The organism is Myroides sp. LJL119, from assembly GCF_054871605.1.
This window is the reverse complement of sequence record NZ_JBTXLO010000001.1, coordinates 101,670-123,145: the sequence shown is the minus strand read 5'-3', so window position 1 is coordinate 123,145 and position 21,476 is coordinate 101,670. Positions and strand designations below refer to the sequence as shown.

Sequence of the window (21,476 nt, the reverse complement as noted above, 5' to 3'; positions counted from 1 at the left end):
CTTTTTATGGGAGCGACAGTTACTACAGCAGCTACTAAAGAAACAACATGGGGTGGAGGAAATGAGCCCTTTAAAGTAAGCTACGGTAAAATGATGATGTGGTATTTCATATTATCAGATTCATTAACCTTTTGTGGATTCCTTGTAGGATATGGCTTTACAAGATACAAGTTTATGAATTCTTGGCCAATCGCGGATGAGGTATTTAACCACTTCCCTTTCTTGCACGGGGTAGATGCACCAATGTACTATGTGGCATTGATGACCTTTATCTTGATTTTTTCATCTGTTACTATGGTTTTAGCTGTAGATGCAGGACACCAAATGAAAAGAAATAAGGTTGCTACTTACATGTTTATGACAATTATTGGAGGATTAGTTTTCCTTGGGTCACAAGCATGGGAGTGGAAAAACTTTATCAATGGAACATACGGTGCTGTTGAAACGAAAGGAGGTGCGATTTTACAATTCGTAGGTGCGGATAATAAACAAATTGCATTAGGTGATTTTGCTATTTTAGACAAAAATAGAGATGAGAGTACTTTAACAAGAAATGAAGGTTTCTGGTTTATGAGTGGACCTTCAGTTCCTACTTACTCTTTAGAGGAGGTTACTAAGGGATTCTTAGCTAATCCAGATCTTAAAATTAGAACTCAGTTTACTATTGAAGATCCAGCCACGGGACACAAATCTAAGGAGGTTTTAACCAGAGAGGAGTCAATTGCTCGTCTTAAGGATGGAAAGATTGTAGTTGAGGGAGCTAACCTTATTCGTAACGAATATGGTCACAGAACCTTCGGAGACTTTTTCTTCTTTATTACTGGTTTTCACGGATTTCACGTTTTCACAGGTATTTTAATTAATACTATTATCTTCTTTAACGTTCTAATGGGAACATACGATAGAAGAGGAAGTTATGAAATGGTTGAAAAAGGGGGATTATACTGGCACTTCGTTGACCTTGTATGGGTGTTCGTATTTACATTCTTCTATTTAGTTTAATTTTAAAAATATTATTGAAATGGCAGCAGAAGGACATCAATCAAATACAAAGAAAATCTGGAAGGTATTTATTATCTTATCACTTATCACAATTGTTGAGGTAGTATTAGGAATATATAAACCAGATATGTTACATCATGTACACCTTTTTGGTCTTAGTGTGTTAAATTATATCTTCATTATTTTAACAATTTGGAAAGCATATTATATCATGTGGTCTTTCATGCACTTAGAAGGTGAACCTAAAGGCTTTAGATGGTCTGTAGCAGGGATTTTATCTTTCTTATGTGTTTATTTAATTACATTAGTTTTAATCGAAGGAAACTACGTATTTGACGTTTATCAAGAATCCCAAATAAGATGGATTTTTTAATAACATATTATAATATTAAAAGGCGGTTTATTGACCGCCTTTTTTTATTTTTGTCTGTTACAGTAAGTAATTAGTTTATAGAATGAAAAAATACCTAGTTTTATCTTTGTTATTTATTATGCCTATTAGTGCATATTTGTTTTTTGCTACGGGTGTGAATCAATTTCAAAGATTACCAATTATCACAGAGGGGGTATCTGAACTCCCCCAAGGTAGTTCTTCTTTAGGAAATGATCCTAAATTAGAGGGTAAAATTACCGTACTTGGCTTTCCAGGTGCTCATTTATTTAAAGATAGAGGAGACGCTTTTAATTTGAATCAAAAGATATACAAGAGATATCAAGATTTTGAGGATTTCCAATTAATTCTTGTTCTTCCTAAAGGTAGTGAGCAACAAGCGCAAAAGGTGGTGGATGAGCTTTCGCCTATATCGGATATGTCTAACTGGAATTACTTATTTCTAGAGCCAGAACAAATCAAAGAATTTTATAACTCTCTTGGATTAGTTGGCAAATTAGATGAAGATTTGGCTAGCACAAATATTTATATTATTGATAAGAATCTTAATGTTCGTGGGCGTAATGGTAAAAATAAAAAAGGGGATTTTGAATATAAAGAGGGCTATTCTACTATTTCAGCAGCTGAACTTCATAACGATATGATGGATGATGTGAAGGTTGTCCTTGCTGAGTACCGAATGGCTTTAAAAGAATATAAACGTATTAATAAAGATAAATAAGTATGAAAGATAAGTCGTATATCTGGATTTCACTGATAATCCTAATTTTTGGAATTTGGGCTGTGCCGATAATAATTGATAAGTTTAAAGGCGCCGATTTACATGTTATGGGTAAGGCTCCAGGTTTTGAATTAACCAATCAAAATAATAAGCTGGTTACTCAAGATGATTATAAAGGAAAGGTTTACGTGGTGGAATTTTTCTTTGCCAATTGTCCAACTATTTGTCCGATTATGAATCAAAACATGTTAAAACTACAAAAGGAGTTCTATGGTAATATGAAGTTTGGAATTGCTTCTATCACCATTGATCCTACCAATGATACTGTAGAGGCTTTAAAAAGTCATGCGGATGATTTAGGAGTAAAGAATCCCTATTGGTATATGTTAACAGGAGATTCAAAGTATATTTACGATCTAGCTGCTCAGTTTAATTTATATACAGGTGTTAATCCAGAGGCACCGGGAGGATTTGAGCATTCGGGATTATTTGCTTTAATTGATCAGGATGGAAACATTCGCTGTAGAGAGGATGAGTTTGGTAATCCAATTTTGTATTACGATGGAACAACAGATGAAGGCTTAGAGATGATTAAAGAAGATATTAAGTTATTATTAGGTAAATAAAAAATGCAAGATTCAAAAGATTTAGAAAAAAAATATAATAAATGGATATGGACTTTATCCATTGTTATTCCAATTGTTGTGGCTATTTTATTTGGTGTAAATCTACAAAAATTAGGTTACGATGTAAAGCCACTTAGTTTTCTGCCTCCTATTTATGCTACTATAAACGGTGTTACTGCCGTATTGCTAGTTTTGGCAGTTCGAGCAATAAAAAATGGTAATGTGAAAGTACATGAGAATTTAATTAAGGCGTGTATAGCTTGTTCAGTTGCTTTTCTAGCTATGTATGTTGCTTACCATATGACTAGTATAGAAACAAAATATGGTGGTCAGGGAATTATTAGATACGTGTATTTTTTTATTTTGATTACCCATATTTTATTATCAATTATTATTATCCCATTTGTTTTAATAACTTTTGTACGAGGAATTGCAGGTTCGTATCAAAGGCATAAGAAACTGGCTCGTATTACTTACCCAATGTGGTTATATGTGGCTGTAACCGGGGTGATTGTATATTTGATGATTTCCCCATATTATATTCATTAAAATTTAAGCTATGATCAAAAAGTCTAAATGGTTTTTATTAGTTGGTTTTTTAGCAACTATTAGTGCTAATGCTCAGTGCGCCATGTGTAGAGCAGCTTTAGAGACCGAAGAGGGTGGAGTTAAGGCTGAGGCTGTTAATGACGGGATTGTTTATTTAATGATCTTTCCATATCTGCTAGTTGGATTAGCCTTCTTTTTCACCTATAGAGTTTATAAAGGTAAATCAATAGCTAAAAAAAGTTCATAAACCGCTACTTCTAGCGGTTTTTTTATTATTTTACATCAAGTGTAACAAAAGTGTATTTTGTGCGTCTTATTAGTAAAATGATCTAATTATGATAAGAACCTTTATTTTAGCTTTTTTGTGCTTGCTAGGTGGTCATTACAACGGTTTAGCACAATCTGAAAAGCAGGTAAAATGGGATTTACAGCAGTGTATTAATTACGCGGTAGAGAATAATATCCAAGTTAAACAGCTCGAATTGGAGCAAGAAATCGCCATTGTTAATAAGCAAAGTGCATCTTATGATTTTTTACCTAATCTTAGTGCTGGTTCCCAACACTCTTGGACTATAGTGGATAAATCTAATCCGAGGGAAAATTTTATTAATAGTCAAACCATGCAAGGAACAAGTTTTTCTGCAGGTTTATCTCTTGATATATATAAGGGTATGGAGAAGCAGCATCGCATGGTTAAATCGCGCTTAGATGCTCTGGCTTCAAGTTATTCAACCCAAAAGATTAAGGAAGATATTTCCTTGAATGTTATTAATTCTTATCTACAAATTTTATTCAATAAAGAACTGGTTTTAACCAACGAGAAACAATTGAATTACGATACAAGTCAAATGCAACGTACCGAGATTCTTGTAGATGCCGGTACGGTCCCTGCAGGAGATTTATTAGAGGCAAAAGCAACTGTAGCAACTTCAAATCAACGATTGATTATTTCTCAAAACGAGTTAGTGATGGCTAAATTGAACTTAGCCCAGCTTCTTCAAATTAAAGATTACGAGACCTTTGATATTTCTGATGAGCAATACGAGATTCAAGTAAGTGATGTTTTATCTTACTCTCCTTGGGAGATTACAAATCGTGCCTTTGAGAGTTTAACCGATATCAAGTCAGCAGTAGTTAAGCAAGATATTGCTCAGCGCAATGTGCAAATAGCCAAGAGTGCCATGCAACCTACTTTAAGAGGGTTTTATAACCTGGCTACCCAGATTTCTTATCAAGATCGTGTGGTTGGTCAAAAGGACCTAGGAGTACAAAGTACCATTGGTTTTGTTGAGGGTACCAATCAAGCTGTTTTAACCCAAAGTTACGGGCCAGTAATGGCAGGTCCAGATGCTTTTTTTGACCAGTTTAAAAATAATTTGAATTCTAATTTTGGGTTTGCTTTGTCAATACCTATTTTTAATGGTTTTAAAGCAAGAAATAATATTCGTATAAATAAACTTGTATTAAAGCAAGTGGAAAATGAAAAAGAACAGGCTGTTTTAAAATTAGAGCAGTTGGTTTTTAAAGCCTATACCGACACCCAAAGTTCTTTAAATAGTTTTGAGGCAAGTCAGGCGACTTTAGAATCGCGAAACAAGAGTTTTGAATATGCCAACGAGCGTTATGAAGTTGGTTTAATAAATATCTTTGAGTTAAATCAAAATCAAATGTTGCTTGTAAATGCTCAAAGTGAGGTGTTAAAAGCTAAGTATGATTACATATTTAAAACAAAAATTTTAGAATATTATTTTGGTATCCCTCTTTTTTAAAAAATGAAAATAATGAAGAAAAAGCATATTATATGGATAGTTATAATTCTTGTAGTAATTATAGCAATTGGTTTTAGTGGTGTATTTGACAAAAATGAAAAAATCATCAATGTAGATGTAGTAGAATTAGAAAGTAAAACTATTACTCAGATAGTTACAGGTACTGGAAAAATTCAACCGGAAATAGAAATTAAAATTTCCTCAGAAGTTTCTGGAGAAATTATAAATTTGCCAATTAAAGAAGGACAAGTTGTTCAAAAAGGTGATCTATTGGTGGAAATTAATCCCGATATTTACGAGTCTTCGGTAGATCGTAATAAAGCTCTTTTAGCAACGAGTGTGGCAGGATTATCTATGGCTGAGGCGCAATTAATTGAGGCCAAAGCAAATTATAATCGTAATAGTAGCTTAATTGAAAAGGGGGTTATTTCAGGATCGGAATGGGATAAGATTGTTTCTGCTTATGAGTCAGCCAAGGCCAATCATAATTCCGCTTTTTATAATGTAGAGAGTGCAAAGGCAGCTTTAACCGAGGCTCAAAGAAACCTTCTTCGAACAACTATCTATGCTCCAACTTATGGTACAATATCAAGGGTAGATGTAGAACTAGGTGAGCGAGTATTAGGTACCCAGCAAATGGCAGGTACCGAACTTCTACGTATAGCCAATTTATCTAAGATGGAAGTGGAGGTTGATGTAAATGAGAATGATATTGTTAAGATTAAAGAGGGTGATCCGGTTATAATAAATGTAGATGCATACAGTAAAAAGGAGTTTAAAGGAGAGGTTACTAGTATTTCTAATTCCGCTTCTAATACAACTTTAGCCTCAGATCAGGTAACAACTTTTAAAGTAAAAATAAAAATTTTAGAGGACTCTTATCTAGATTTAATTGATAAAGATGTGGAGAATTATTCTCCTTTTCGACCAGGTATGACTGCTGCAGTTGATATTATTACCCAGGTGAAAAAAGATATTTATGCTGTACCAATTTCAGCCGTTGTAGTTAAGACGGTGAATGATACTATAACAAAGTCAAGTGGTAAAGATGCTTTAGAAAGAGAAACGGCTCAAGAGGCAGTTTTTGTCAAACAAGGGGATATCGCAAAAATTAAGTTTATTAAAACAGGAATTCAAGACTCGCAATATATCGAGGTGATTGAAGGACTTGAGCCAGGCGACCAAATTATTACAGGTCCATATACGGTGGTTAGTCGTACTTTAAAGCAATCCGATAAGGTAAGTAGTCAAAATAAAGACAATACGCAAAATGACCAAAAGGTCGAATAATTAAATAATGATTACAATATTAAACATAGAAACAGCAACTAAAAACTGCTCGGTTAGCTTATCTGTAGATGGTAAGTTAGTTGCGGTAAAACAAATAGCTGAACAAAATTTTTCGCATGCTGAAAAACTACACGTATTTATTCAAGAGTTATTACAGGAAAATAAATTAGTTTTTAGTGACTTAGATGCAATTGCTGTAAGTCAAGGCCCGGGATCATATACGGGATTAAGAATTGGTGTGTCTTCTGTAAAAGGTTTGTGTTATGCTCTTGATATCCCTATGATTGCTGTAGATACCTTAGAGGTTTTGGCCCGTCAGGTACAAATTGACAAGGGATGGATAGTTTGTATGTTAGATGCTAGAAGGATGGAGGTTTTTTCGGCAATCTTTGATCAAGATTACAACCAAATCAGAGGTATTGAGGCCAATGTAATTGAACCTGGTAATTTTGATACTTTGCCCGATGATCAACCTGTATATTTTTTAGGAGATGGAGCCTTGAAATGCAAGGATATTTTACAAAGAAGTAATACGATATTTTTGGAGGATAACCTGTACCCATCTGCCAAAGAAATGGTGCAAATAAGTTATGATAAGTTTATCAAAAAGCAATTTGTTGATACGGCTTACTTTGAACCGTTTTATTTGAAAGATTTTGTGATGACTACAAAAAAAAGTAAACAATAAAAAAATAAGTGATGCTAAAGAGTATCACTTATTTTTTTTGCCATTAAAAGAACTTTAGAACATGTGAGTGTGTAATTGCTATTCTCAACCCAAAATTGGACCTGGTAGGTGATTTTAGTGTCTAATAACTCTTTAATTAATACTCTTGGTTTTGGTTGTGAAATTATATGTTCTACCTCATTTAATTCCTGAAGTAACGACTCGATAAATTTACTGGAGTCTACAGGTAACTTGCTTTGAAAGTTAACCTCGGCTCGTCGTAGGTTATTTTGAGTAACGTTTTTTATTTTACCATTAGATAATATCCCATTTGGTATATAAAGCATATTGTTTTGGTAAGTTACTATTTGGGTAGAAAAAATATGTATGGCCACAACTTTTCCGCTTTCTCCCTGTGCCTCGATAATATCACCAATGCGAAAAGGTTTAAAAAGAATAATCAAAACTCCTCCTGCAAAATTACTAAGTGAGCCTTGTAAAGAAAGTCCTATTGCTAAGCTCATCGCACCAACAATGGCTACAAACGAACTGGTTTGTATTCCCATTTTAGAGGCAATTACCACAAATAATAATACCCGTAGCCCCCAGATTAAAGAGTCAATTAAAAAACTTGCGAAAGTCGGGTCAATTCTTTTTTCTAAGAATATTTTTTTCGCTATTCGCTTTAACACCTTAATGATCCATATACCTATAATCAGGATTATAATGGAATTAAAGATATCGGGTATAAACTTGACTATTTTTTGTAAGTAGCCTGTTAAAAGTTGATCTAACATTTGCATGGGGTTAATTTATAGGGTGATTTTAGTTAAAAATGTTTCCTTAAATTCTACTGGTAAACAGTTGTGTTGTGTGCATAAATAAAATGCATTTTTTTGGTCATACATAGGTTTATTTAAATAGGGTACCTGAGATGGTTGTGTTACGGGGTATATCAAAGCACGAGTGATAATTTTTCGATGGAGTTTTAAAACTTTTTTAACCGCATCTTTACCTGTAATTACTAATTCAGAAGGATTATCAATATATAATTGTACCAATAACCAATTGGAGTAGGCCGACCCGTAGTCGATTTGGCTTAGTACCACTTGGGTCATATGTTTTGCAATTTGTGTATAATGATAATTCTCAAAGAGTAGTCCTAATTGTAAAAGATTTTTGGCCATTACCGAATTGCAGCTTACAATCACATTGTCTTCGGTTTCTATACTTGGTAAAACAGCCTGGTTTTTTGACTTTGAGAAAAAGAAGAATCCACTTTTTTGATCCCAAAAATAATCCAATGTAACATCACAACATTTCTTTGCTATATGTAGGTATTTAGTTTCACCAGTAAATTGATATAGTCCCAATGCTGCTTGTATAAAAAAAGCATAGTCATCCATGTAAGCATCGGGTCCAGTTTGTTGATTGGTCATACTGTGATACAGTCCTTTATCTATGTCATAGAGTTCACGGTAAAGAAAATCAAAACTTTGTTTTGCTAACTGTAAATAACTATCCAAAGCAAGTGCACTATAACTATCTAAAAGACCTTGGATTAACATAGCATTCCAACTTGTTATAATTTTATGATCTAAATGTGGGGGTTTTCTTTTTTTTCTATGTTTTTCTAATAACTCTTCCCACTTTTTCTTTTTCTGAATTAGTGATTCTAAAGTTATATTATTTTGTTCAGCAATGAGTTGTAATGGTTTATCTTGGATTAAGACGTATTGTTTTTCGTGATCCCAATATCCAAAATCATTAATATTGAATATTTGACTAAAAACGTAGAAATCATCTTGTAAAATCTCTTGCAGTTCTTCTTTACTCCAGGTATAATAAGCACCTTCTACTAATTGGCTATCAGCATTAAGACTATCTGCGTCTAAAGCACTGTAATATCCGCCTTGCTTGTTAGAGAAACAAGTTGTTATAAAATCAATAGTTTTTTGTATTACTTGTTTATACAAGGGGTTTTCACAACGCTTGTATCCATCGCTATAAACACTTAAAAGCTGCGCGTTGTCATAGAGCATTTTTTCAAAATGAGGTATATGCCATTTATAATCAACCGAATACCTACAAAAACCACCTTGGATAGGGTCAAAAATACCTCCCCAAGCCATTTTTGTAAGAGTAAGATCAATGTATTGTAGAATTTTATCATCCTTATTTAGCACAGCCAAGCGTTGTAAGTAAAGCAAATTATTTGGCATCATGAATTTAGGACTTTTGCTATATCCTCCGTATTCCCAATCAAAACTTTTAGCCCATTTATCTACTAACAGCTCTACGTTAAAGCGATTGCTCTGATCTAAAACGGGACCTTTACTTAAAATACTAACACCTTGATCTAATTTTTGGGCAAACTCTAAGACTTTTTCAGGATTGCTTTGATAGAGTTGTTGTAGTTGTTCTAAGGATTCAATCCAGTGCTCTGTCTTAAAATAAGTACCTCCCCATATAGCTCTACCATCAGGCAGACAAACTACATTTAAAGGCCACCCGGCTTGCTTGGTCATTAATTGAACAGCTTTTATATAGTAATTATCCACATCGGGTAACTCTTCACGGTCTACCTTTATGTTGATAAAGTTAGTATTCATTACCTGGGCAACTTGCTTGTTTTCGAAGCTTTCCTTTTCCATGACATGACACCAATGACAGGTGGAATAGCCAATACTAATAACAAGTAGTTTGTTTTGTTTTTGGGCCTTGTCAAAGGCTTGTTGGTTGTATGGCTGCCAATCTACCGGATTTTGAGCATGTTGTAATAGATAGGGACTTGTTTCAAAGATTAATTGGTTTGGCATAGAAAGTTATTTTAAGCGGCTAGTAATTCTGGATAAAGATACGTAAGGATTTTGATAAATTTGGTAGCTTAAAACATAACAGTGGCTTAACATTCGAAAATTAATTAATCAAGAACTTTGCACCTCACTTGAATTAAATATAAAATAAGCAAATGGAGCAAATTTTTATTGTCATGCTAATCGCCCTTGCGGTTCTTGCCGTTATCGATATTATGGTAGGGGTTAGTAATGACGCTGTAAACTTTTTAAACTCAGCTATTGGTTCAAAGGCCGTGCCATTTAAAGCAATTATGGTTGTAGCCTCTTTGGGTATATTAGTTGGAGCGATATTCTCTGAAGGTATGATGGAAATTGCCCGTAGTGGTATTTTTGTCCCTAGTATGTTTACCTTCAATGATGTAATGATTATATTTTTAGCCGTAATGATTACAGACGTTTTATTGTTAGACGTTTTTAATTCATTGGGTTTACCAACCTCTACAACGGTCTCTATTGTATTTGAATTACTGGGAGCTGCTGTGTGTTTGGCGGTATTTAAAATTATAGCCAGTGAACAGAGTTTTAGTGTACTTCCTAACTTTATCAATACAGATAAGGCTACAGAAATTGTTTCGGGAATCTTACTTTCTGTTCTTTTAGCTTTTACCCTAGGTGCTTTAGTTCAGTATATTTCTCGATTGGTTTTTACTTTTAATATTGATAAAAAGCTACAATCTGTTGGAGGAATATTCGGAGGAGTTGCTATTACCGCTATTAGTTTTTTTATTTTAATAAAAGGATTAAAAGGGGCTAGTTTTTTAAGCGATCAAACAAGTGATTGGATTGGAAATAATCAATTATTACTTGTAGGAATTAATTTTGCTTTTTGGACAATCTTGTCTCAAATCTTAGTAAGTGTATTTAAAATTAATATTCTGCGTATTATTATAGTAGTGGGTACTTTTGCACTTGCTTTGGCCTTTGCTGGGAATGACCTTGTAAATTTCATCGGGGTACCGATTGCGGCTTATCAGAGTTTTGAATTTTTTACAAGTTCTGGAATGTCAGCCGATACCTACATGATGGATAAGCTAGCTCAAGAGAATCTAGTGGCACCGTTTTACTTTTTAATTATTGCAGGAGTTATAATGGTTTATACCTTATGGACCTCTAAAAAGGCTCATAATGTGGTGGAAACTGAAATGAATTTATCTCGTCAAGACGCCGGGAGTAGCGATGAGCGATTTTCACCCAATGTATTTTCAAAGGCTGTTGTAAGATCGATGGTTTTCTTGGGTATGGGTATGAATTACATTTTGCCTAAATCGTTACAAATAAAATTAGATAAGCGTTTTGAGAAGCCTGTTAAGACCACCAAAAAACAAGCTAAGGATGAACCTGCTTTTGACATGGTTCGTGCTTCTGTGAATTTAATGGTAGCAAGTATTTTGATTTCCATAGGTACATCTTTAAAATTACCATTGTCTACCACTTACGTAACTTTTATGGTGGCAATGGGGACTTCTTTTGCCGATAGAGCCTGGGATAGGGACTCGGCGGTTTACCGTGTAGCCGGAGTTATTAACGTTATTGGAGGTTGGTTTGTAACTGCAATTGTTGCTTTTACAGCTTCCTTTGTGGTGGTTTATATTCTTCGAATTGGTGAGATTTATGCGCTTGTGGGAATGTTAATATTAGTGGGTATTTTACTATACAGAAGTAACAAGGCTCACAATAAAAAACAGAAGCAGAAAAAAGAGCAAGAAACACAGTTTAATTTAGTTGATATTAGTACCATTCAGGGTGTTATTTCTGAGAGTTCTTCTCAAATTGCTAAAGTTATTGCAAAGGTAAACGAGCAATATACCATTGTAATAGACTCGATTGCTCTGCAAGATTTAAATAAATTGAAACGCAGTCGTAAAAAACTTAAAAAGCTGGAGAAAGAAGTAGATAGTTTAAGAGGAAATGTTTATTTCTTTATTAAAAATTTGGATGAAACCTCCGTGGAGGCCAGTAAGTTTTATGTATTGACTTTAGGTTATTTACAAGATATGATAAAAGCAATTAGTTTTATATCTCAAAATAGCTTTAATCATGTGGATAATAACCATAAGAAATTAAAATTCAATCAAATTCGAGATTTAAAATTAATTGATCAAAAATTACAAAGCTTATTTGATCAGATTCATACGTTGTTTTCACAAGAGAAATTCACCGAAATAGATACAATTTTAAAAGACAAAGAGGATTTAATTACAACGGTTGATAAACTAATTCAAAAACAAATTGTACGTATTCGTACAACTGAAACAAGTGCTAAGAATAGTAAATTATATTTCTCAATTTTATTTGAATCCGATGATTTAATTAAATCTACTATTGGATTGTTGGAATTATTTAAAAATTTTGATTTAGACCCTAAAAGCAAGCCATTCAAGCGAATGAGTTAAGCTATATTTGATTAAAGTGAACTAGAGACTTATACCAATTTGGATAGGTCTCTTTTTTTTTATGGTTGTTTGAGAATTTATTTTTCTGCTTTATAGAGTTGAGTTAAATAAGGTTTTGTAGACTTTTTTGATAACTAGCAAATAAAAAGCATGTAGGGCAAATTTTACGTATTTATAAGCTTAATAATATTATAAAGATAGGAGATAAGGTCCAAGATTAAATCAGGTAGCCCAGTAAAAGTCATGCTTTAAAATTGGGGATGTAAAAGTATTGGTGGAAGTCGGTATATTAGAATATACATATAACCTAAAACCAATTAATTGGAAAATATTAGATTAAATAAAAGGTAATTAGTTGTAACTATAAACTTTTTACTCTGATTTATTATTACGTTACTTGTGATTTATAAGTAGCCAAATAAAATACGCTTATCAAACTTTATAAGGTAAAACAAGTTTCACGGTATTATTAAAAAATATAATAGACTCCTTGAGGATAAATATAATTTGTTATATTTTTTAAATTAAAGATGTTTTTAAAAAATAACAAGGTATTAGAAAGTCTAAAAAACAATTAGTTGTATAGTAATTAATTAGAGCAAAACAAATAAATACTGTCCAATAGTTCTTGGTATATTAAAAACAATTAGTGTTTTTTTAGAGCAAATAAGCTTCAAGTGAAATAAACAATTGGATAGTAAGGGAAATAATCCCTTACTTCCTACTGTATCATATTATTTTAAAAACGATTACCCGTTTATTGCCTCAACGATAATATCATTATCGTTTAGCATTTGTTTAAGCATATTTTCAATACCATTTTTCAGAGTAAAAGTAGAGGAAGGACATCCGCTACAAGCTCCTTGTAGAATAACTTGTACGATATTGTTTTGTTGATTATAGTTTTGAAAAGCAATATTACCGCCATCTGCCTGTACAGCTGGCTTAACATACTCCTCTAAAATATTTATTATTCTTTGGGACTTTTCATCCAAAGAGTCAAAATGTTGTTCTTCTTGTTGATCTAGTACTTTTGTATCAATTATTAAAGACTCATCAACGGCCAAATTTCCTTGTTCCAAAAACTCTTTAATGAAAGAGCGCGTAGGCTGAATCAACTCGTTCCAATCAAAAGCATCGAATTTAGAAATAGAGACATAATTCTCGTCAATGAAGATTTCCTTAACAAAAGATTTTTTGAATAATTCTTGTGCTAACTTAGAAGAATTCGCTTGATCGATATTTTTAAATTCTACTCCTTTTTTAGTAAGTAATTTATTTGCTACAAACTTAATTACCGATGGATTAGGTGTTGATTCGGCGTAAATCGTTATAGGCTGCTTTTTACTTTCTGTTTTAGTTTCAATTAGTATTTTATTACCTTTATCCAAGAATGTTTCTATTTGCTGAGCAAGGGAGTCTTTTACATCATCCCACTCTACGATAGAAAATTTTTCGACAGCGATAAAATTATTTGAGATATAAACCGTTTTAACAAAAGGAAGATAGAAAAGTTCACGAGCCAAAGGAGAGTTTGAAGTCTCATCTATGTTCTTAAACTCGAAATTTTCACCTTTAACTATAAAATCTGGTAAAACAAATTTTATAATTGTAGGATTTGACGTATTTTGAATTTGTATTTTTGACATATTGTTTTTAGTTTTTTCAAAATTAACAAAGAATAAATGTAACAGTCAAAGATAAGATCTTTTTAAACATATAATTAACATATAACTAAGCATTAACAATTAAAAGTAACGATAAGATGAGCAATAAAATAGGGCTAATAGGTATGGTCTTGATGTGTTTGTTTTTTTATAAGCACAGTCTGGCTAAAACATCTACTTATGCATATAATGTACATGAGAATACGCAAAGGGAGGTTTGGCAAGATACCGATACAGTTCCAGCAATTGTCTTTGGAAAACCTCATGATTTAACCCAGTGCGCTGGACCTTCTTCGGTAGATCCGGCTACGTTTTATTTACCCGACGCGGTAAAGGGGAAGGCTGAAAAGTTGGATAACCCGGATAACTCTGAAGTTGATATAGTTCCCTTTGGTTATCGTTACGCTTTTTATCTAAGCCAAAGTGATGCTGAGGCTCAGCAAAATGAATTAACCGCAGAGAGTCTTTGGGTTAAATTACAGAGAACTAGTGAGAATGTAATTTATTTTGTTAGGGTTTATTCGGTTTTAGATCCAACTCTATATAAGATTTCGAGTTTTACTTTATTTGTTAAAAAACAAGATTGTACTATACAAGATTTTATTGTATCTGTTGGTGATTTGTACCAAAGTGTTGATTCTCCAGATCAGCCAGGGATATTTAATTTAGCAGGAAATGCGAATCGCGCACTTTTGGGAAATATTGTGGAATATGATGTGCGATTATTTCAAGTTTTAGATTCAGGAGTTAAGCAAGAGATTTTAAATCAGAATAAGGCTTGGGAAAATTTTTCGGCAAGCAATAATACTGTAATTGAAATACAGGCTACCAATAAAAAGGATGGATCTGTGGATGTGGGAAGTAAACGATTTGTTTTGTATACAGAATACTTAGATGTTAATCTACAAGTTAGTCTACTGGCCAATCAAAGCAATGATCAGGTTGAAGAATCAAAACGCGAAGGAATCTTTAATTTACAAGTTGCCAAAGACTCCATTGGCAAAGACAAAGGAATATATGCGCCTTATCTTTTTGTAGAGTATTTTAAGGACCCTTCAAGAAGAGAAAAAATAGATAATCCTTTGGAGTATACTGCTACAAACGGCAGTAAAGTATATACTAAAATAAGTAATTTATTGTTTAATGCTAAGCCTGTTGTAGTAAAATACGGGGAGGTTGAATTAAAAATAGTAAATAAACCAATTATTGGTGATTTTGAAAATTTAACGCAATGTACCGATGATTTAACGCAGTGGAGATTCGATTTATTGACTCTGAATCAGGATATTTTAGGAGATTATCCACCAGCAGATGCGCAAGAAACTACCGGTTATAAAGTTGCTTATTTCGATACAGAACAGGATGCCATTGACAATCAAAATGAACGTTCCAATAGTTTAAATGTTTCTATTAATCAACTAGTAAAAGTATGGGTGAGGTTAACTGATCTGGAAACAGGAAATTTTAATCATACAAGTGTAACGGCGTCTTTGGGATATGATGGAATAAGAGCTTACAATGGGTCTATAAGTTATTGTTACTCAAGTACTAATCAAAATACAACCAACCTTTATGGTGCAAAAAATATTGTGGTTGGAAACAGTTCTTTAAACCAGGAAGTTAGCGAGCTTTATCCTTCCAATGATTTATTAGATGTTCTGTTTTTTGAAAATGAAACGGATGCGCAAAATAATGTAAATGCTTTATCTAGGGATCAAGCCAGTTCCTACCCACTACAAATAGGTGTTAAAAAGACATTATATGCAAGAGTAACTATGATAGAGGGTTTTTCTTGTGAGAGTAACAATTATAGTAAATTGGAAGTTTCGACAAATCTACAGGTAGATGGAAAGGCATTTCCTAATGTACCTATCTTACAACTTTGTAGCAACGGGGAGAATCAAGGTGAGATTGGCAGTACGGTTTGGTTTGAACCGGATGTAGCTGGAGTATATAAAGTTGACTTAGTTAAACAGTTGGAAAATAGTAATGTGGGAACTGTTGTGGATACAAAAGTTGGAAGTAATGCAATGGAGTTAAGTTTTGAATTAACCCAACCTGGTAATTATTGGTTGCGTGCTCAATATGCTAGTAACCCATATCCTGACACGCCTGCTTGTTCGTTTCGCTCAATAACATGGAGTGTTAAGCCAGTTTTTCAAGTGCTTATTTTAAATGCGGATGCCACCAATATGATTAATTCATTTGATGTAGATGAAAAGGGGAGAGCTTTTGTTGAAATAGGAGTAGATGTAGAGGATGATAGCGACTTTCAATACGCGATAGATAATGGAGTTTTCCAAGAGTTTAATCGATTTGAGAATATTCCAATCGGAGATCATGTTGCATGGGTAAGAAGTAAAAGTAATGGTTGTGCGGTTATGAAAGTCTTTTCTGTTTTTGGATATCCAAGATTTTTTACGCCAAATGGTGACGGATATAACGATACATGGAATATTCCTGGTTTAGCAGGACATCCTGAGGCTAGAGTTACTATTTTTGATCGCAATGGTAGACTTTTAAAGCAGATGAGCCCTAATAATGGCCAAGGATGGGATGGTACTTTCAACGGACGTGAATTACCCTCAACAGATTATTGGTTTTCAGTTGAATTTACAAATGATTTACCAGGAAATAGTGAACTAAATGGTCGCCAAGTAAAATACACGGGACATTTTTCTTTAAAAAGATAAATAAGTTATGAACAAAATATTTAAAAAAGGATATATCGCATTAGCCTTAGTTATAGGTCAAATTGGTTTTGCTCAACAAGGTCTTTCAGTTACTACGGAATATCTAGCCGATAACTATTATCTTTTGAATCCTGCTATGGCCGGAATTAAAAATTCGGCTCAATTTAGACTATCTACCAGACAGCAATGGAGCGGAGTGGATGATGCACCTAGTTTATTTACTTTTGCTGGAAGTGCGAGAATTGCCGAACGAAGTGGTGTGGGAATTATAGCCTATAATGATAAAAATGGATATCATTCCAACAGTGGCTTTAAATTGACTTATTCTCACTTTATTACCTTTAGTGAATCTAGATATGATTTAAATCTATTGTCTTTTGGTATAAGTGCTGGTTTTGATCGTACGGCTTTAGATGAGACAGAATTTGGAGGTATTTTTGATCCAAATATCAATGGAACTATCACCACCAAGGGCTCTGTGTTTTCCGTGGATGTTGGAGCTGCCTACCATTATCAAAATCTTTTTGCAATGCTTTCTGTACAAAATTTAGCAAATTCAAAAAACGATTTATATGATGATGCTCAAAGCAATAATTATAGAAAATATCTATTAGGGGTTGGTTATGATTTTGGAAATACCAAGTATGGTACTGGTTGGATATATGAACCTTCTACTTTAATAAAATATACAGAGGAACTTGAGCAATTAACTATAGATTTAAACATGAAGGTATATCGACAGTTTGATTTTGGTCGTGTTTATGTGGGGGCATCGTATCGAACATCTACCCAAGGTGCGGATTATATAACTAGCAATGGTAAAGAAAAAACCCAACGTATGCAGTATATAGCACCTTTGCTAGGAGCGAATTATAAAAACGTTTCTTTTTCTTATTCCTATGTTGAGACTTTAGGTGATTTAAAGATAACAAATTCCGGCATGCATCTTTTTACAGTGGGCATTAACTTATTTGCCAAAAGAAGTAGTTTAGATTGTAATTGTCCTGGCGTTCAGAATTAGATAAAAAATAATCCCGATATTTATCGGGATTATTTATTTTAAAGTTTTTAGGAAAAAGCTGTACCGGTTGAATACTAAGCTTTTGTATAGGTTATCAAAAAATCTTTTGAGCTTTGATAGTTCCTTATTGTAATAGTCTTGCAAAACTTCTTTTCCGCCAAAAGGTCTTTTGGCTTCAATCTTATAAATGGCATTATAATAAATGAGCTTCGCAACAATGGCAGGTTTCTGATGTTTGAAAAAACGGATTTCTTTGTATTTATCACTGAACCCTGTTTTTAGCACATATTCTTTTACTTTAGATAGGGGTTGGGTAATAGTGGATATAATAGTTTCTATCTACTGTAAAGGGTTATTGACTTCAATCCTTAAACCGTTGATTGTTTTTTCTAACGATTAAATGCACAAAGGTTCAGCTTAGGTGTTACCCCGCCATTTTACAAAACTGATTTTGTGCGTAGTTATTCTTTTACGATTTCCATATTTCCGTCATTTTTATTTACGAGTTTCCAGTTTGGATTGAGTTCGATTTCATAAAATTCTCCGAAGATTTTCGTTTCAGTTATTTCTGTTGGCAAAGGAAATACAAAGTAAATCATTCCGTTTTCTTCGTAGCTTAAAATACCGGATTTTCCAAGTTCATCTTTCCCCTCGATCGTTGAAAAACTCCCAAAGTTTTTTCCGTCAGATTTATCTCTTCCACGTATGCTTGAATATACAATCCCTTCATCGTTTAGCGTCAATGTTCCGTTCATATTGAAAGAGCGGGCGTAATTCTCAAAATCCGTGATAGCAACTTTTAAAGTAGGTTTATTGATAAGTAAATCGGTGTAATGGGCAATCAGTTTATTTTGACGTTCCTCTCTTGCGGTTTCCTGCTTACTTATCTCCTCAAAGTTGCTTCTTACTTTGGCTTGGTCCAAAGCTTGTTTGCGGATTTTTAATTTTGATTTACTTATTTGAGTTTCATAGATTTCCGCAAAATTGTAGATTTTATCTAAACCGTTTTTCCAATTGATGTTCAAATAGTCAAAAATAAGTCCGTAAGCTGGTCCTGTTGCATAAGGGAAAGGGCGGGTATAGGTTTCTGCCTTCTCTCTTTGGTTTATTTCAGATATGGCTTTGTCATATTTATTTTCATAAGTTGATAAAACAAAACCTGTATAATTTGCCAAACCCTCCAAAGTTTCTATTTCTAATTCAGCGTTCAGGTATTTTGAATATTGTTTTTGTCTTTCTTTTCTAAACCCGACAGCATCTTCAAGATAACTTTTCACTTCATCAACTCCTTTGTTTTCATTGATGGCTTTCAAGGTATTTCGTAATGCCTCATATTCTAACCGCAATAAAATCCGTGCATTGGTTTCGTCCAAGTAAGCAATTCCATCTCCGTTGAATTTCCTGAATTTGAATTGAAATAAATGAAAAAGCTCGTGAATAATGGTTGAACTATTATCTTTCAGATAATTGCTCAAAACGGTTGCGTATTCTTCTCCCTCATATTTCTGTGTGGTATTTACAAAAACCAGCGTATTGGACTCCATTGTTTTGTAGTACAATGTACCATCGTCCGTTTGGCTGTTTGATAATTTTGTCAGACTGTAAATGGTATTATCATAATCAATCACAATAATATTGTCATTCCAGATTTGATGCCCCCAAAGCTTTCCGTTATCTTTTTCTAAAATAGCTTTTGCTTCCAGAAGTTTTTCTTTGATGTTTTGTCTGTTTCTACCAGGTTGAGTTACTTTGTTTTCTTTGATTTTAGAAATGACATTTTTCCATTCATTTGTAGTATGCCATTTTTGAAATTCGTTTTGGTTATTTACTTTTTCAATGTCAGAATAAAATCGTTTGCCAATCAGATAATTCAAAATATTAAAAGTTTTTTCCCGGTTATTATTACCTGAAAAAATGATTGCTCCCTGAAACAAAACGTAATCGGACAGGTTTTCAATCCCTTTTGCTAAATCTATTAATTTAGAAAAATCATCTGCCGATTTTTTATAGTCTTTGGCTTGGTAATTCTCAATGGCTGATTGATAAATTTTGTTGATGTCGGTTTCTTGTGCGTTGGCAAATTGTATAATAATTGAGAGAGCCAACAATAAAAATACTCTTTTCATTTCCAATTGATTGTTTAAAAATTCGCAAGCAAAAGTAATAAGGCAAGTATGGAAAAGTGGGGTAGATAAAGGTTGAAATTAGGACTAATCCCAAGTATGATTTTTGAATTTATCCGATAATTCGTATCTGTTCGCTACATTTAGTTTTGCGTATAGGTTTCGGATATGTGTTTTTACCGTACTCAACGAAATGAAAAGTTCATCAGCAATTTCCTTGTTTGATTTATCTTCTAAAATCAGTTTAGCAATTTTTTCCTCTTGATTGGTCAATGTCAGACTTTCAATTTCTTGTTTGATTTCTTTAGGTTGGATTGTTCTCAATTTTTTAAACAGCAAAAAAGAAATAAAAGCCAAAATCAGTACCAAAATCCCAAAAATGTAATTGAGGTTTTTGTGGAACGAATATTTTTGTTGAACAATAACGTTTGAAATTTTAGAAATTTCGTCTTGAAATTGAAGATAATACGATGTTTCTGAATAGTATTTTTTAAGCGAGTTAAGAATGTTGTTGTAAAAGTCTGGATTTTTTTCAAAGTCATTTTTCAGGTCAAAAGAGTTTCTTTTTATGTCCGAAAATGCAAGAAGTTTTACCAATGGGTGCAAAATGTTTTTATTGGTGTATGCTTTTGTTTTTTCCGAAAAATCATTGATAGCCTGTTGTTTGGCTTCCTTATTTTTCATTTCATCATATCCTTTTACCAATTTTTCTTCAAATTGCTTTAAGGTATTCCATTCTCTGTCTGCTCCATTAGTGTTCTGGGATTGACTAAACCAATGATTTCCAGATTTTGAAAAATAAACGGTGTCCGTATTTGAAAAAATGAAATTATGATAATTGTTTTTATCGCTGTCGCTTATCAACTGCAAACCTTTTGTATCGTCAAAATTTGAATGGATACGGTAAAGCTTGTCTTTTTCAGACAATAGTTGACCTTTAAATTCAAAATATCCGGTATTGTCGGTTTGGGTAGAAAAAAGGATTTGGTTTTCGGTAATTAGCGCTTGTTCGTCATATTTCAATAAACTCAAATAAACAGTTTTGCTTTTTTGCTCGGTTTCAATATGTCCAGCAATAAAATATTGTCCGTAACAAGTCGGGATAATTAGAAATGTAGCTATTAAAAATATTAAAAGATTGATTGTTTTTCTTTGTTGCATTCTCGGTTTTATAATACGTACAACGTGTTTATAGATACGACAAAATTACAAAATATTTCCTGCCCTTCACTTTGCTGGAAGATGTTATTTGCAAGCAAATTACAACCTCTTGCCTTTCTTATTTTTCTTGATTCGGTTGGCAAACTGTACTTCTTCGTAGTCCTCGCTCTGTTCTTTGGGAAACAGGCTGAACGATCCCAAATCGTAATTAGACGAATGCCTCTGTGAAAACTTTTACTATTTCTTTAGATAATTTCTGTCAAATTTCTCTGTTATCTCAACAACCTTTTTGAATAAACCTATCATCTCAACAGTCTGCTTTTCCAACTTGTAGAGGTATGGCAATGCTTTTTTTTCTGAAATATTAGCTTTTAATTACTATACAATCTGGTTATAATTCACTCCAATAGAGCGGAATTGACTGTGAAACGATGTCAATCGCATATAAAAGTCAACTGTTCCTTTGTCGATTTTAACTATTTTCATTTCCTTTCCAAACTTCGCTTTTCCCTGCTTTTTATCACATTACCAAACAATCAAAAAAC

18 protein-coding genes and 1 pseudogene are annotated in these 21,476 nt (G+C 33.2%); 12 read left to right on the top strand and 7 right to left on the bottom strand.

The features are described from left to right. Positions 1–6: 6 nt before the first annotated feature. The 9 genes from ACYSNV_RS00585 to tsaB all read left to right on the top strand — a co-directional run bounded on the left by ACYSNV_RS00585 (position 7) and on the right by tsaB (position 7,036). Positions 7–1,002, top strand: coding sequence for a cytochrome c oxidase subunit 3 (locus tag ACYSNV_RS00585; RefSeq protein ID WP_461760623.1), 996 nt, complete (start codon positions 7–9; stop codon positions 1,000–1,002). 19 nt (positions 1,003–1,021) lie between these two features. Further along, positions 1,022–1,375 (top strand): cytochrome C oxidase subunit IV family protein, encoded by a 354-nt coding sequence (locus ACYSNV_RS00580; protein WP_461760622.1) that lies wholly within the window; start codon positions 1,022–1,024, stop codon positions 1,373–1,375. Positions 1,376–1,457: 82 nt separating this feature from the next. Then, positions 1,458–2,114, top strand: coding sequence for a hypothetical protein (locus tag ACYSNV_RS00575; protein ID WP_461760621.1), 657 nt, complete (start codon positions 1,458–1,460; stop codon positions 2,112–2,114). A gap of 2 nt (positions 2,115–2,116) precedes the next feature. Then, positions 2,117–2,740, top strand: coding sequence for an SCO family protein (locus ACYSNV_RS00570; RefSeq protein WP_461760620.1), 624 nt, complete (start codon positions 2,117–2,119; stop codon positions 2,738–2,740). 3 nt (positions 2,741–2,743) lie between these two features. After that, complete coding sequence (locus ACYSNV_RS00565) at positions 2,744–3,289, top strand: DUF420 domain-containing protein (RefSeq protein WP_461760619.1); 546 nt, start codon at positions 2,744–2,746, stop codon at positions 3,287–3,289. 10 nt (positions 3,290–3,299) lie between these two features. Further along, entirely contained in the window at positions 3,300–3,536 is a 237-nt protein-coding gene (locus ACYSNV_RS00560; RefSeq protein WP_461760618.1) for a hypothetical protein, read from the top strand. Positions 3,537–3,624: 88 nt separating this feature from the next. Next, positions 3,625–5,058 (top strand): TolC family protein, encoded by a 1,434-nt coding sequence (locus ACYSNV_RS00555; protein WP_461760617.1) that lies wholly within the window; start codon positions 3,625–3,627, stop codon positions 5,056–5,058. Between the two features lie 12 nt (positions 5,059–5,070). Beyond that, positions 5,071–6,348, top strand: coding sequence for an efflux RND transporter periplasmic adaptor subunit (locus ACYSNV_RS00550; protein ID WP_461760616.1), 1,278 nt, complete (start codon positions 5,071–5,073; stop codon positions 6,346–6,348). A 7-nt stretch (positions 6,349–6,355) separates the two neighbouring features. Beyond that, entirely contained in the window at positions 6,356–7,036 is a 681-nt protein-coding gene (gene tsaB / locus ACYSNV_RS00545) for a tRNA (adenosine(37)-N6)-threonylcarbamoyltransferase complex dimerization subunit type 1 TsaB (protein ID WP_461760615.1), read from the top strand. A 14-nt stretch (positions 7,037–7,050) separates the two neighbouring features. Here tsaB and ACYSNV_RS00540 read toward each other — a convergent pair whose 3' ends face one another. Then, positions 7,051–7,812, bottom strand: coding sequence for a mechanosensitive ion channel family protein (locus ACYSNV_RS00540; RefSeq protein ID WP_461760614.1), 762 nt, complete (start codon positions 7,810–7,812; stop codon positions 7,051–7,053). Between the two features lie 15 nt (positions 7,813–7,827). After that, the gene (locus tag ACYSNV_RS00535; RefSeq protein ID WP_461760613.1) at positions 7,828–9,834 is read right to left on the bottom strand and encodes a thioredoxin domain-containing protein; all 2,007 of its coding nucleotides are present in this window, start codon (positions 9,832–9,834) and stop codon (positions 7,828–7,830) included. Between the two features lie 152 nt (positions 9,835–9,986). On the opposite strand from ACYSNV_RS00535, the gene ACYSNV_RS00530 reads away from it, so the two are divergent. Then, on the top strand, positions 9,987–12,266 hold the full coding sequence (locus ACYSNV_RS00530; protein ID WP_461760612.1) for an inorganic phosphate transporter: 2,280 nt from the start codon (positions 9,987–9,989) through the stop codon (positions 12,264–12,266). Between the two features lie 749 nt (positions 12,267–13,015). Here ACYSNV_RS00530 and ACYSNV_RS00525 read toward each other — a convergent pair. Then, positions 13,016–13,915, bottom strand: a complete 900-nt coding sequence (locus ACYSNV_RS00525; RefSeq protein WP_461760611.1) for a NifU family protein — start codon at positions 13,913–13,915, stop codon at positions 13,016–13,018. Between the two features lie 116 nt (positions 13,916–14,031). Between ACYSNV_RS00525 and ACYSNV_RS00520 the strand changes: the two genes are divergently transcribed. Next, positions 14,032–16,626: a T9SS type B sorting domain-containing protein gene (locus tag ACYSNV_RS00520; protein ID WP_461760610.1), complete on the top strand. Its 2,595-nt coding sequence runs from the start codon at positions 14,032–14,034 to the stop codon at positions 16,624–16,626. A gap of 7 nt (positions 16,627–16,633) precedes the next feature. Continuing rightward, entirely contained in the window at positions 16,634–17,647 is a 1,014-nt protein-coding gene (locus ACYSNV_RS00515) for a PorP/SprF family type IX secretion system membrane protein (RefSeq protein WP_461760609.1), read from the top strand. A gap of 33 nt (positions 17,648–17,680) precedes the next feature. Here the strand turns inward: ACYSNV_RS00515 and ACYSNV_RS00510 are convergent, their stop codons facing one another. The 4 genes and pseudogenes from ACYSNV_RS00510 to ACYSNV_RS00495 form a co-directional block, all read right to left on the bottom strand. Then, on the bottom strand, positions 17,681–17,932 hold the full coding sequence (locus ACYSNV_RS00510) for an RteC domain-containing protein (protein WP_461760608.1): 252 nt from the start codon (positions 17,930–17,932) through the stop codon (positions 17,681–17,683). A gap of 176 nt (positions 17,933–18,108) precedes the next feature. Then, on the bottom strand, positions 18,109–19,773 hold the full coding sequence (locus ACYSNV_RS00505) for a hypothetical protein (RefSeq protein WP_461760607.1): 1,665 nt from the start codon (positions 19,771–19,773) through the stop codon (positions 18,109–18,111). Between the two features lie 84 nt (positions 19,774–19,857). After that, positions 19,858–20,931 carry a LuxR C-terminal-related transcriptional regulator gene (locus ACYSNV_RS00500; RefSeq protein ID WP_461760606.1) on the bottom strand — a complete coding sequence of 358 codons (1,074 nt, stop codon included), beginning with the start codon at positions 20,929–20,931 and terminating at the stop codon, positions 19,858–19,860. A 237-nt stretch (positions 20,932–21,168) separates the two neighbouring features. Beyond that, positions 21,169–21,375: pseudogene (locus ACYSNV_RS00495) on the bottom strand (plasmid mobilization protein). Between the last annotated feature and the right edge of the window lie 101 nt (positions 21,376–21,476).